Source organism: Bacillus sp. V5-8f (genome assembly GCF_002863565.1).
Classification (GTDB): domain Bacteria; phylum Bacillota; class Bacilli; order Bacillales; family DSM-1321; genus Peribacillus.
The window spans coordinates 188,194-200,725 of record NZ_PGUW01000011.1; the positions used below are offsets into that span (position 1 = coordinate 188,194).

The following is a 12,532-nucleotide window of genomic DNA, read 5'->3' on the forward strand; positions in this document are numbered from 1 at the left end:
CGACGCGTTAAAGTATTAACGCGATGGGGGACTGACCCCTATCTTTATTGTATGATACTAGCGCCTACGAGGGATTCCGGTGTCATTCCAAGGATTAATAGGCTTATATTTGCATATCCGGTTTCTCTAAAGTTATTCAATGTTTCCTTCAAAACAGAGGCATCCATATCTTCCTTTAACTTTTGAACTTCTTTTTTATATAAGCGAAGCACAGAGCCTTGGACAAAATTCGGGGCACAATGGCTTGGGTCTTCATCCATTATTAAGCACCCCATATATTGATACTTGAATTGCAACGCACGTGTGAGGTTAACTACGTCCACCAATTTTTCAAAAAGGCCGGGATAGGAATTCTTAAGATTATCAATAGCTTGCTTGGTTTCTTTTAACTCGTCATGACTGGTTATCGTAATCATCTTTTTTCCTCCTTTTTTATTTATCCCAAGGTTTTTCCAGAGTAATATAGCGGGCTAATTCCTTACTCTTCTCTCTCCTGAATCTCCGCATTTCTGCTCTTTCTTTCCCTGTCTCATAGAGGAACTTTTCTTCCTCCGTTTCCGGGATCACTGCAGGAACTTCAACTGGGCGTTTATCCTCCCCAAGTGCTACAAAGGTTAGAAATGCCGTTGCGGCAATTCTGCGATCTCCCGTTAAAATATCTTCCGCAATTACTTTACAAAAAATTTCCATTGATGTTCTTCCTGTATATGTTACAAATGATTCCACACACACGGAATCACTTTGATGTATTGGACATAAAAAATCTATTGAGTCAGTGGAAGCCGTTACACATTCCTTAACGCGGGAATGTCTTCTTGCTGATAGAGTAGCGGCGTCATCAAGCTTCTTCATTAAAACTCCACCAAAGAGAGTATTATAGTTATTCAAATCCACAGATAATACTTGAGCAGTATTAACAATGCGGCTGTCTTTAGTTTTCTTAGCTTCCATTTCGAGCTCCCCTTTATGTGAATATCATGATGTATATAATGAAAACTCTATATCTAGTGTACGACCAAGGATTCTGTCAGTAAAATGGATAAAAATCATATGTTCCATAGACAATATCTATGTAAAGGTTTCCAATTGGCTATAGGACCATTCCGGTAAAAAAGACGGTCCCCGTAAAGAAGGACCGTCTGCAAAAAACATTACGTATTAAAGTGTTCATTACTCAGTTTTTCTTTAGTGAACTGGAGCCATTCCCTTGCAGCATAGGAGAGGTATAGATCTTTACCCCATATAATGGCAAGGTTCCAGCTGATGGAAGGATTTTTGATCCTGACAGATTTGACTTCATCCGACAAATGATGGCAAATGCTTTCCGGTAAAAGAGATACACCAAGCTTTGCCGCAACCATATCGGTAATAAATGACCATTGGGAGGTCTCAGAAATAATATGAGGATCAAAGCCTGCGCGTTTACAAGAATCAATGATTCTATCGTGCAAAACAAAATCTTTATTAAACAAGATAAACGATTCGTCTGCCAAATCCTCTAAATTCACTTCGGTACGGTTGGCAAATTGATGGGATGGATGCAGGATCAGATTGAAATCTTCTTCCATAAACGAAAAATGGTTAAACACCTCATTGTTGGTAGGAAGAACAATAACACCTAAATCCAGGAGATTATTCCCGACATATTCTTCTACTTTTTTCGAACCGTGCTCGATTATTTCAAAAGTAATACCTGGATACTTTTCATGAAAGGAACCGACAATTTTAAGAAAGGATCGCGCATCGAATATTGGAGGCAATCCAATACGAATATGCCCTTTCTTTAACCCTAGAAGGCTGTCGAGCTCATTTTCCAGGTTATTGAAAGCTTTATCAATCAACTTTGCCTGCTCCAAAATGATTCGGCCTGCATCTGTCAGAACCAATTTTTTCCCAGACCGATCAAAAAGCGAAACTCCAAGCTCTGTCTCAAGGTTTTTAATCATTTTGCTAATGGTTGGCTGGGTGATATATAAATGTTCGGCAGCGCGCGAAAAGCTATTAAATTTCGTTACTTCAATAAAATATTGTAAATGCTTGATATCCAATGCCTTTCCACCTGCTTAATTAGAATTCTGGGTCACTGTATTTCTTATTATTAGCATAACGATTGGACATGTACCATAACAAAATCTTTATTTGTAAAAATCTTAATAAGTATTAATAAAGTAAGTATTGTGTGTTTTCCACTTTTTAGAAAATGAAATTTGAAATGTTTTGTTATCTTTTTGTAAAAAGGGGTAAGTAGATAATAAATAAAATCAAAATCAAAGAAAGCAGGGAAAAGATATGAATCCAGAATACAAATCGAGAAAGTTTTTAAAGGACCAGTATATTAAGTCAACATCTGAATTAAAGGATACGGAAGACTTAAAAACCAAAAAAATCCTCGCTAACGAACATACAGAATATACAGCAGGGGCCAATCGAATCATCCAGAAAGTGCAGCAGCAATATCTTCAAAATAAACGATACATGGAAATTGACAAGGCACTTGATGAAAGGGATAAAGAAAGATTTATTGCTTTGACATCTAAAGGATGGGAACGAGTTCTATAAAAAGAGGAAAAGATCACATGGGGACTAATGCTTTACTAAAAACTTGTCCAGAGATACATGGTCAATTAATGGATGGCTGAGTACTCTGGACAATCTTATTTTTGGTAGAGACTTCTTCTTTTACAGCATCAATTGATAATAAACGACATCTTGCCATTCACCAAACTTAAAGCCAACCTCTTTGATGCAACCTGCAAACTGAAATCCGAATTTTTCATGCAGTTTAATGCTGGTTTCATTCCCAACGGTAATCAAGCTTATTACAGTATGATATTTGAGCTCTCGGGCCCTTCTGAGAATTTCTGTCACTAGAGCAGTGCCTGCCCCTTTACCTTGATGTTTCTCTGTAAGATAAACCGACAACTCAACAGTACCGGCGTACGCTGCTTTCGGATTGTATGGCGATATGCTGCAGTAGCCTGCCACTTCACCGTCTATTTCTGCGACAATCAGCGGGTAGTTTCCGCCATACTTCTCAAACCAGGCCTTTCGCTGCTCCAGGCTCTGTTCATCTAAATCAAAAGTTGCTGTCAGGTTATGGATCGCATAGTTATAGATTTCAAGCATTGCTGGAAGGTCCTCTATAACGGCTTCGCGAATATGTAACATCTTGTACCCCCCTCTAAAAAAACAAACCTTTGCCTAATCTTGCTATTTTAACTCTTCTAGTTGTGCATTGAGCTTCTTTAACTCCAACTCTATCTCATTAAGCTGCTTAAGCAGAGGGGATATATTACCACCTACTGATTCCATTCTTTCTAAATCACTCTGCAAACGTACATAATCCGCTTTTAAATCTTGTATTTTGTACTCTACCTCAGCTTTGTTCATGTTTTTCACCTCATTATTCATTACACCATAAAAATGAATCATTCTACTACAAAAATATTATGAATGTAAAATTTAAGATTTCAGTATTAGTTATTAGGATACTTTTCTCCCAAAAAAGCTATGGACTGGTTGATCAAATCTTTCATTTGATTCATTCTATTTTTGGTTTCGCTTAAATAAACAAATCTTCGCTTGAAAAAGGATTTTTTCGCTTAAATCCCAGATTTTCCGCTGAAATACAAATGATAAAAAAATACATCAACTAGCACACAAAAAACTGGCATCCGCCGATACAGGTGCCAGTTACTTAGTTTCATCCATCAACTTTTCAACAGCCGGTTTATCAGCAGGAGCCCATCTTAATGAGCTTAGATTTTGCCTCTTAAGCCAGATAAGTTTGGAATGCTCTATTGCTGTTGGTTTTCCAGCGACAATTTTGCATTTGATTGCCAGTAAGTTAATAATAAATGTTTCATATTCATGGGTATGTTCATTCAGTATTTTAAACGTTTCTATCTTGCAACCTAATTCTTCCTCTATTTCCCTTTGTAATGCCGCGTAGATATCCTCATCTTTTTCCACTTTGCCCCCAGGAAATTCCCACATATTTGGCATCGTCATGTTAGGAGACCTTAACGCACATAATATTTCATCTTGCTCATTTTCAATGACAGCTGCTACCACTTTTATGGCCTTTTTCAAATGAATCACCCTACAGATTAGATACCTCCTATCATATAGGTCGAAAAGGGGAGAAGCAAGGGGCTACTCCGCTTGGAGAGGCGTGTAATGTTTCACCCTGAGTGTTAATAAACATTATGCCTTGGTTTTGTCAGCCAGACATTTATTCCGACTTTTTTACATATTGTGAAATAATGCATGAGCGTTAGTAGGACAATTCCCATGTTCATCCCTATTATGACGCCCGCCATATTTAAATGTGACTGGGAGCCGAGGATGTACATCATCGCAAACGAGACAATATGGGCCCACACAGAATGAATAAAAGTGTCCTTCACTAATCCTAAGCCAATTAGATAGGCTTGCATCGGAATTACAAAGAAATGGAACAGGAAGTATGGCCATAAAAGCTTTAAATAAAATGCAGCAGCCGTTGAATGGAAGAAGGTGGAGGTTAAGGGTTCTGCAAAAATGTAAATGGCCAAAACAGATGGAATTCCGTAAATCATTGTAAACGACATTGATTGCTGCAAAAGGTGTCTAAGTCTTTCGTAATTTTTATTTGCATAGGCATCTGAAACGTTCGGGATTAACATGACCATCAGTGAATGGGCGATAAAGGCTGGAAAAAAGCCAATAGACATAGCAACGCCTGTTAACATCCCAAAATGCTCGGTCGCTCTAACAGATCCAAACCCTGCTGTAATCAGGGCGGACTGAATTAAAAATGGCTGAATGGCATTTGTGATCGCATTGAAAATGCGAAGACCTGTGGTCGGCAGTGACACCGCAAGCAGCTTTTCGTGTGCATATTGCCGTGTCATCATGGCGTTCGAATTTCTTTTCATAGTTTGCATTTGAAGAATAAACAGGCTGACTAAATAGACAAATACAATAAATTCACTTGCTGTTAGTGCACTAAGTGCAATGAGTAAGGAAGTGTCCCGGTCATAATGAAAATAATGAAAAACTCCTAAAAGCATGCCAAATTGAATGATCTTTCTAAGAAAATTAGAAACTGCAATTTTTCCCATCTGTTGCACGCCCATAAAATATCCTTTGGCAATGGATGAAAAGGCGGAGATTGGTATGATTGCAAGCATTAGCCACTTAACGTAAGGGTGGAATCCGCTGAGAACGGCAGGAAAAGACAGTACAATGAAAGTGGGTATAAATATGATAAGCATTACGGATGTGGCCAATCTTAAGGCATGCTTTAGCAAATGATAATGGAGGTCTCGTTTATTCTCAGCCACGAACTTGGAAATTGATATAGGCAGCTCAAGGCTTGCAATTATAAAGACCAGGAAGATAATTGGCAAAATCGACATGTAATGCCCCATGCCTTCTTCCCCCAGCTCTCTAGCAAGGATCATATTCACAAATAACTCTACACACTCACTAAAAAAAGCCACGACCACCAGCAAAGCAGTTCCCTTGAAAAAAGAATTAATCTTGTCTCACTCCCTTCTATACAAAAGATATGAGACAAGTCCTAACATTATTCTGGGGACAGACCCCCATTGCTTTACAGCATTACCGCGCTGGGGGACAGACCCCAGTATTTAATAAAGTTTCGAAACCTCCTTCCGAACCATTCGGAACTTTATTTCCCAGGTTATGTAAGCTTCGGAAGCCGGTTTCGAGAATCCATTTTACTGAGAAGATTAACGAGCTACAAGTTGTTTATTCAGCATTTTGTATTGTATACATTTTATCGAATACCCGAATGTTCCCGACGAGCAGAAATAAGAAAGTGTTTTATAAACAAAAAACCCCGAAGAGGGGACAACTGTTTCTGTCCTGCTCTTCAGGTTTTGTTGTTACGCTTCCTTCGGTTGTTTTCTTGATTTTCTTCTTAGTTTACTGATAGCTTCATATACAATCGGTACAATTACCAAGGTTAGAAGGGTAGAGCTCGTTAATCCTCCGATAACTGTAACGCCAAGCCCTTTAGAGATGATCCCGCTTCCTTCCAGGCCTAAAGCTAATGGAATGAGGGCTCCAATCGTTGCGATTGCTGTCATAAGGATTGGACGAAGGCGGGTGACACCAGCGTCAAGCAAGGCTTCGCGTGTAGTCATGCCTTCATTTTCTTTATGAATAACACGGTCAATCAACACGATGGCGTTTGTCACTACAATTCCGATTAGCATCAATGCTCCGATCATTGCGGATAAGCTTAATGTCTCGCCGGCAATCAATAATCCTAACAGTGCCCCGATTACTGTAAACGGAAGGGAGAATAATATCGCAAATGGAGCAAGTCCCCCTGCAAAAGTTATGACGAGTACGAGATACACAATGGCAATAGCTGCTAACATGGCAAGGCCAAGCTGTGTAAAGGACTCCTGAATGTCTTCTGTGACACCGCCCATGCTGACGTCAACACCAGATGGAGGATCCAGTTTATCGATCTTTTCTTGCAAATCAGCAGAAACTTTTGCTACATCATCCGTCGTTAGCTCGCCGCTTACAGAAACATATATTTTCCCGTCACGTCTAGTAACAGTATCAGACGTTGTACCTTCCTGGACGTCTACAACATCCTCAATTTTGATGGAATTTCCAAGAGGTGACTGCACAGTTTTATTTGTTAAATCATCTACAGAGTCAATTGATTCTGTTTCGACTTGAACATATACATTCAAGTCTTCTCCGTCTTTTTCAACTGGTGTTAGAACAGGTCGTTCTCGCTCAGGTGCAAGGGCCATTGCCACTTGGCCTGCTGTCAAACCGAGCTCGCTAAGTTTTTTCTGGTCGGCAACAAATTTGTATTCATCGTAGCTCTCTGCAATGCTGGAATCAACCTTAGTCAGGTTTTTATTGTCTTTTAAAATATCCTCCAGTTCCTTAGCCACCGGTTCAATATCCTTCATGTTTTCACCGAAAACCTGCACTTGAATTTGATTGCTGGCTCCGCTTTGGCTAAAGTCTTGGGACCTCCATTCACCTATATCAGTGAAGGCTTGCAGTTCTTTAATAACATCTTCTTTTTCTTTTTCAAAGTTTTCAGTATCGCTGTCATATTCTACAAAGAACATGGCACTGTTCGTATCACCTGGCATCATAGGGTTTTCTGCTCCGAGTGAAAGCTGGACAGTTTTTACATTTTCACGGTCTAGATAGAATTTTTCTGCGCTTGATACCACATCTTCAGCCTGTTCATCGGTCACGCCTGGATTAGGATTAAACGTCGTGATCATCATCTTCTGTTCTTCTTCAGGAAGGAAACTTACCCCAATGGCCGGGATGAGTGCTAAGCTTCCAACTAGCATTAGTACCGCGATACCAGAAGTAATGATTTTATGATTTAGCGTCCAGTTTAGAACACGTTTATAGCCAAGTGCCAGTCTTCCGGGTCCTTTTTCATGGGTTTTTGCTTTCATACCTTTTTTAAACATGGAGTGTGCCAGCATTGGAACAATTGTGATAGCCACAAATAGTGATGCAGCCAAAGCGAAAACAATCGTCAGTGCGAAAGGCATGAATAACTCACCGACCATACCACCGACAAGGCCAAGAGGCAAGAACACAGCAACCGTAACAACGGTAGAAGAAAGGATGGGAATAAACATTTCCTTCGTAGCCTCACGGATTAAATCTCCGCCTTTTAATGGTTCGTCCTTCAATGACATCCGCCTGTAAATATTTTCGATAACAACGATCGAGTCGTCTATAACACGTCCGATAGCGACAGTCATAGCTCCTAGCGTCATCATGTTTAAGGTAATATCCATTTGGTTCAAGAGAAGAATCGCGATTAACAAAGATAGCGGAATGGATATAACAGAAATAATAGTAGATTTAATATCCCTTAAGAATAACAGGATAATGATCATGGCGAAAACTGCACCAATTATAGCTTTGCTAAGCATGGTGTTAACTGACTCTTTTATTGGTGTCGCCTGGTCGAAGGAAGTCACAACTTCCAACCCATCAATATCCTTTTCAAACTCTTGAACTGCTTCGTTTACTCGTTCAGCCACATCAACTGTATTAGCATCAGAAGCCTTTACAATAGAAAGTCCGATGGATTCTTTCCCGTTAGTTCTAGAAACCGATTCTGTTTTGCCAACTTCTTTAATGCTGGCAATTTCACTTAATTTAATAGTTGGCAATTGAACATTGGCAGGCGCTTGCCCTTGTGCAGGTGTTCCAGCAGGTACCTGGTCCTGACCAGTGGCTGGCGTTTGCTCCGATTGTGCGTTGGCAGATGCTTGCCCTTGTGACTGCTGGTCAGGTGCCTGACCCTGACCAGCAGTTGGAGTTTGCCCGGATTGCGCTGCAGAATGCATACCAGGAGTTCCAGCAGGTGCCTGACTCGTGGCTCCACCGGCAGGCGATTGTGCATTAGCGGCTCCTGTAGAAGGAATTAATGGAATTTCCAGGTTTTTTAGGTCTTCGATCGTTGTCACATTGCCATCGATTTGAACGGATTTTTCAGTATCTTTAAAAGTGAATAAACCAAGAGGAACAGTTACATCTGAACCTTGAATGATTCCTTTTACGCTCTCTTCGTTAAGTCCAAGCTCCTGCATTTTTTTCTCGTTGAAGGTCAATTGAACTTCTTCGAGTTGCTGTCCAGAAATTTGAACGTTTGAGACTCCCTCGATCCCTTCTAAAGCGGGTGCGATTTCATCTTCAACAGTGTTTGTGAGCGCTGCGAGTGACTCTTTTTCATTTGCTACACTCAGAGCTAAAATGGGAAAGGCATTAATATTGATTTTTTGAATGTCTGAATTCTGAACTCCTTCAGGTAAATCCAGGTCTGAAAGGGCCTCCTCCACTTCATTCTTTGCTTCATCCATATCAACTTCGTATTCAAATTCAATCTGGACGGAAGATGCATTTTGATAAGAAGTGGAACTCACGACCTTGACAAGGTTTAAATTTGAAACCGCCTGTTCAATAGGCTGTGATACCTTTTCGTTCACCTCATCTGGTGTAGCTCCTGGGTAAACGGTTGTAATGTTAAGCATTGGAATGTTAATATCAGGTATACTTTCAAGTTTCATTCGTAAACCCGAATATAATCCCGCTACTACCACGATGATGGTAATAAGCCAAACAGCAAGCTTATTCTTCAAGGTGAAATTGATGATTTTATCCATCTTTACCCTCCAGTAAATTTTTGTATTTATTGACCGATCGGTCATGATAGTTAATAATATATCTGACCGAGTAGTCAAAGTCAATTAATAACTAATGAAAATACATTTTACTACCAATTAATCAGTAAGCAATTTGCTTTGGAGGTGAACGATTTGAAAGAAAAAGAAAAAGTCATTATGGAAGCAGCAATTAAGCTTTTTGGAAAAAAGGGATATGACGCAACATCTGTTCAGGAGATTGTGAATGAAGCAGGTATTTCAAAGGGCGCCTTTTATCTTTATTACAAATCGAAACAAGCATTGCTGCTTGCCATTTTCCAGTACTACTATGACAGGTTTGTAAAGGAATTCAATGATTTAAAGGGACAAGATCTTCCGCCTAGGGAGATTTTTATCAAGCAAATGGAAGCCCAGTATAGATTTATTTTAGAGCAAAAGGAATTCCTGATCATGCAGGCTCGGGAAAGAATCTTTAATGAATCAATAGGTCAAATGCTTAACAGGATGAGAAATGTCATTTCTAAAACCCATAAGGAAAGCTTGAGCTCTGTCTATGGCGATAGAATTGATCCGTATGAATGGGAGCTCACTCTACTTGTCCAGGGAATCATGAACCCATTTTTGGAACTGCTTATTTTTGATAAGATTCAAATAGATTTGTATGACTTGGGAAAATACATCTTAAGCCGGACAGACGATCTTGCAGAGGGACTGATAAGATCAAAACACCATTCTCTTGTGACTGAGGATATTGTGATGGATATGGACATTCCTTTTCATAAAGCGAAAATTGGTAAAGAGGAATTGTTAGCCGCCATACAAGAAGCTAAGGGGAAATATCCGGATTCCCCAGACCTATTAATAACAATAGAGGTATTGGAAGAAGAAATAAAGAAGGAACAACCAAGGCTTCCTGTCATTGAGGGCATGCTTGCCAATTTAAAAAAGCAGAATAAGCTGAAAGGGCTGCAAACCCAACTCCATGAGGTATTTAATTTGGAATAAAAGATACAAACACTGCTCCATGATGTCTGACCGAGTGGTCATGATTTGGTGTTCAGGTAGTGTTATATCCAGTAAAATCCTGCAAAAACAAACAAGAGACCCAAAATGGGTCTCTTTTGCTTTGAAAAACAACATTATATACCTTGTTGATTTCTAAGCTGTGATTCTGCCAGAGCAACCATTCGCTTGGTCATTTCTCCCCCGACAGAACCGTTTGCTCGTGCGGTTGTTTCTGCACCAAGTTGAACTCCAAACTCATTGGCGATTTCTTGCTTCATCTGATCAAGTGCATTTCCTGCGCCTGGTACCAAAAGTTTGTTTCTTGACATGATACATCACTCCCGACGAAGTAATTGAGGCAATGAGAATGCCCCTTTTTAAGGTAACCATTTTAGCTATCCACGATTCCTTTTCTGTGTATCCTACATACCGACAGTATATTCCATTTTTCAGCATAAAATTTTCCTATTGTAGAAGATTGTTAATTTTGTTAAAGGAATCATGAAGAAAATTAGGAAAAAGGTCTTTCATGCATGTGCAAATCTATGGGCAAATAAACAGAATATTTTAAATGGTTGTTTTACTTCTTCAAAACCGTCTCTAGACCTAATTTGAAATACCTAAATTAAAGTTAACTGCTTTACAAATCTTAACAAGTATTTTAAAAAGCCCATTACAACAGGTAAACAATGATCATCCTAAAAAGCCAATCTTTGTTTTTCATCATCAGCCTATGAAAAACACCATGTACGGAAGTGAATGGGGCTTTGAAGAAAACAGGGATCTACTGTATAACACATTTAAAAAGTATCCGCAGATTATCAGTTTTTCAGGCCACACCCATTATCCATTAGATGAGCCTAGGGCTATCCATCAAAAGGATTTTACTTCAGTTGAAACGGCATCTTTAAAAGATATGTGGGTCGAAGCCGGATACATACAGGGTGAAATGCCTCCTGGCGCTGAAACCTTTAGCCAGGGCCTGATTGTTGAAGTGCATGGTGAAAAGGTTGTCATCCACCGTCGCGATTTTCGTGAAAATAATCCAGTAGGACAGCCATGGACGATTGACCACCCTTCAGATAAAGGATCTTTTCAGTATACTGAAAGAAGAGATGAAAGAAAACCTCATTTTCCTAATAAATCTAACTTAGTGGTGCTGGATTCTACAGATACCGAAATGAATATTTTAGTTCCACAGGCGGAGGATAATCTGCTGGTGCATTCTTATAAAATTGTCGCAAAGAACAAATCGGGTCAAGTAGTAAAGGAAATTGCAGCTTTTTCCGAATTCTACAATGATCCAGTTCCGGATGAATTAGTATTTCCAATCAAAGGATTACAGTCTGGTACAAGCTATACGATTGAAGTATACGCCATTGATTCATTTGGAAATAGCAGTACCCCTTTAAAGGCCGCGGCAAAAACTAAAACGAAAATCCTTTGATAACAGGCATTCCACCTTGGATAGATGGTACAATAAGTGTAAATACGCTATTGAAGGGACGGGGAATGCATTTGGGAAAATTAGAAGGGAAAAAAATCGCACTGGCGGGACAGCGCAAAAATGAAGAATTAAGCAAGCTGGTTGAAAATTTGGGGGGCATCCCGCTTGTCCGACCTGCACAGGGTACTGTATTTCTCGATGAAACTAATATTGAATCAGACATCAAAGAATTAGTTGGGGGCAATTTCGACTGGTTCATTTTTACGACAGGTGTAGGCACGGATACCCTTCATACCATCGCTGGAAAGATGGGGCTTGACCGCGAATTTGTAGAAGCTTTACGTAATGCTAAAGTAGCTGCCAGGGGTTATAAGACGGTGAATGTCCTGAAAAAGCTCGGTATTACACCGCTTGTCCGGGATGATGATGGAAGCACTGCCGGATTGGTAAGGGAGCTTTCTGCACATGATGTGAAAGGGAAGAAAGTAGCCCTTCAATTGCATGGAGACCCAGCTCCAAGGCTTATAGGATTCCTAGATGAACAAGGCTGTGATTATAGAGAAATCCTTCCTTATAAACACGTTCCGCCACAAACAGAGGTAATGGAGCAATTACTTTCGGAATTGTTGAACGGAGATATTGATGCGGTCAATTTTACTAGCACGCCGCAGGCCCGTTTCTTAATGAGCTTCGCGCGGGAAAAGAATGTTGAAGAACAAATTCTTCATACATTCGCTACTAATGTTGTCGCAGTAGCAGTAGGTAAGGTGACGGCCCAGGCATTAAGGGAAGAAGGGATTGAGCGGATCATCGTCCCTGAAAACGAACGGATGGGAAGTGCCATTGTAGCATTAGGGCAATATTACCAGGGGCAGCAAGAGGTGTAAAAAACCTT

The 12,532-nt window shown here is 40.0% G+C and carries 13 protein-coding genes; 4 read left to right on the plus strand and 9 right to left on the minus strand.

From position 1 onward, the window contains the following. Window positions 1–44: 44 nt before the first annotated feature. The 3 genes from CUU64_RS14135 to cidR form a co-directional block, all read right to left on the minus strand. A complete protein-coding gene (locus CUU64_RS14135) occupies window positions 45–416 on the minus strand; it encodes a hypothetical protein (RefSeq protein WP_101634253.1) in 372 nt (123 codons plus the stop codon). A 16-nt stretch (window positions 417–432) separates the two neighbouring features. Next, window positions 433–951, minus strand: a complete 519-nt coding sequence (locus CUU64_RS14140; protein ID WP_101634254.1) for an acyl-CoA thioesterase — start codon at window positions 949–951, stop codon at window positions 433–435. A gap of 200 nt (window positions 952–1,151) precedes the next feature. Beyond that, complete coding sequence (gene cidR / locus CUU64_RS14145; protein WP_101634255.1) at window positions 1,152–2,048, minus strand: cidABC operon transcriptional activator CidR; 897 nt, start codon at window positions 2,046–2,048, stop codon at window positions 1,152–1,154. A 241-nt stretch (window positions 2,049–2,289) separates the two neighbouring features. On the opposite strand from cidR, the gene CUU64_RS14150 reads away from it, so the two are divergent. Further along, window positions 2,290–2,559 carry an IDEAL domain-containing protein gene (locus CUU64_RS14150; protein ID WP_101634256.1) on the plus strand — a complete coding sequence of 90 codons (270 nt, stop codon included), beginning with the start codon at window positions 2,290–2,292 and terminating at the stop codon, window positions 2,557–2,559. Window positions 2,560–2,679: 120 nt separating this feature from the next. Here CUU64_RS14150 and CUU64_RS14155 read toward each other — a convergent pair whose 3' ends face one another. The 5 genes from CUU64_RS14155 to CUU64_RS14175 form a co-directional block, all read right to left on the minus strand. Next, a complete protein-coding gene (locus CUU64_RS14155; protein WP_101634257.1) occupies window positions 2,680–3,168 on the minus strand; it encodes a GNAT family N-acetyltransferase in 489 nt (162 codons plus the stop codon). 42 nt (window positions 3,169–3,210) lie between these two features. Then, complete coding sequence (locus CUU64_RS14160; RefSeq protein WP_101634258.1) at window positions 3,211–3,390, minus strand: SE1832 family protein; 180 nt, start codon at window positions 3,388–3,390, stop codon at window positions 3,211–3,213. A gap of 303 nt (window positions 3,391–3,693) precedes the next feature. Continuing rightward, window positions 3,694–4,092, minus strand: coding sequence for a (deoxy)nucleoside triphosphate pyrophosphohydrolase (locus CUU64_RS14165; protein WP_101634294.1), 399 nt, complete (start codon window positions 4,090–4,092; stop codon window positions 3,694–3,696). A 104-nt stretch (window positions 4,093–4,196) separates the two neighbouring features. Then, on the minus strand, window positions 4,197–5,525 hold the full coding sequence (locus CUU64_RS14170) for a polysaccharide biosynthesis protein (RefSeq protein WP_101634259.1): 1,329 nt from the start codon (window positions 5,523–5,525) through the stop codon (window positions 4,197–4,199). 369 nt (window positions 5,526–5,894) lie between these two features. Continuing rightward, window positions 5,895–9,185, minus strand: coding sequence for an efflux RND transporter permease subunit (locus CUU64_RS14175; protein WP_101634260.1), 3,291 nt, complete (start codon window positions 9,183–9,185; stop codon window positions 5,895–5,897). 153 nt (window positions 9,186–9,338) lie between these two features. On the opposite strand from CUU64_RS14175, the gene CUU64_RS14180 reads away from it, so the two are divergent. After that, complete coding sequence (locus tag CUU64_RS14180) at window positions 9,339–10,190, plus strand: TetR/AcrR family transcriptional regulator (RefSeq protein ID WP_101634261.1); 852 nt, start codon at window positions 9,339–9,341, stop codon at window positions 10,188–10,190. Window positions 10,191–10,324: 134 nt separating this feature from the next. On the opposite strand, the gene CUU64_RS14185 is transcribed toward CUU64_RS14180, so the two are convergent. Continuing rightward, window positions 10,325–10,519 (minus strand): alpha/beta-type small acid-soluble spore protein, encoded by a 195-nt coding sequence (locus CUU64_RS14185; RefSeq protein ID WP_101634262.1) that lies wholly within the window; start codon window positions 10,517–10,519, stop codon window positions 10,325–10,327. A 416-nt stretch (window positions 10,520–10,935) separates the two neighbouring features. On the opposite strand from CUU64_RS14185, the gene CUU64_RS14190 reads away from it, so the two are divergent. Together CUU64_RS14190 and CUU64_RS14195 are read left to right on the plus strand one after the other, a co-directional pair. Further along, window positions 10,936–11,637 (plus strand): fibronectin type III domain-containing protein, encoded by a 702-nt coding sequence (locus CUU64_RS14190; RefSeq protein ID WP_101634263.1) that lies wholly within the window; start codon window positions 10,936–10,938, stop codon window positions 11,635–11,637. Between the two features lie 71 nt (window positions 11,638–11,708). Beyond that, window positions 11,709–12,524 (plus strand): uroporphyrinogen-III synthase, encoded by an 816-nt coding sequence (locus tag CUU64_RS14195; RefSeq protein WP_101634295.1) that lies wholly within the window; start codon window positions 11,709–11,711, stop codon window positions 12,522–12,524. Window positions 12,525–12,532 lie beyond the last annotated feature (8 nt).

What these genes read in the sequence shown, in the direction of transcription:
- CUU64_RS14185 (WP_101634262.1), bottom strand. Translation starts at nt 10,519, where the DNA reads ATGTCAAGAAACAAACTTTTGGTACCAGGCGCAGGAAATGCACTTGAT.
- CUU64_RS14175 (WP_101634260.1), bottom strand. Translation starts at nt 9,185, where the DNA reads ATGGATAAAATCATCAATTTCACCTTGAAGAATAAGCTTGCTGTTTGG.
- CUU64_RS14150 (WP_101634256.1), top strand. Translation starts at nt 2,290, where the DNA reads ATGAATCCAGAATACAAATCGAGAAAGTTTTTAAAGGACCAGTATATT.
- CUU64_RS14190 (WP_101634263.1), top strand. Translation starts at nt 10,936, where the DNA reads ATGTACGGAAGTGAATGGGGCTTTGAAGAAAACAGGGATCTACTGTAT.
- CUU64_RS14160 (WP_101634258.1), bottom strand. Translation starts at nt 3,390, where the DNA reads ATGAACAAAGCTGAGGTAGAGTACAAAATACAAGATTTAAAAGCGGAT.
- CUU64_RS14155 (WP_101634257.1), bottom strand. Translation starts at nt 3,168, where the DNA reads ATGTTACATATTCGCGAAGCCGTTATAGAGGACCTTCCAGCAATGCTT.
- CUU64_RS14135 (WP_101634253.1), bottom strand. Translation starts at nt 416, where the DNA reads ATGATTACGATAACCAGTCATGACGAGTTAAAAGAAACCAAGCAAGCT.
- CUU64_RS14140 (WP_101634254.1), bottom strand. Translation starts at nt 951, where the DNA reads ATGGAAGCTAAGAAAACTAAAGACAGCCGCATTGTTAATACTGCTCAA.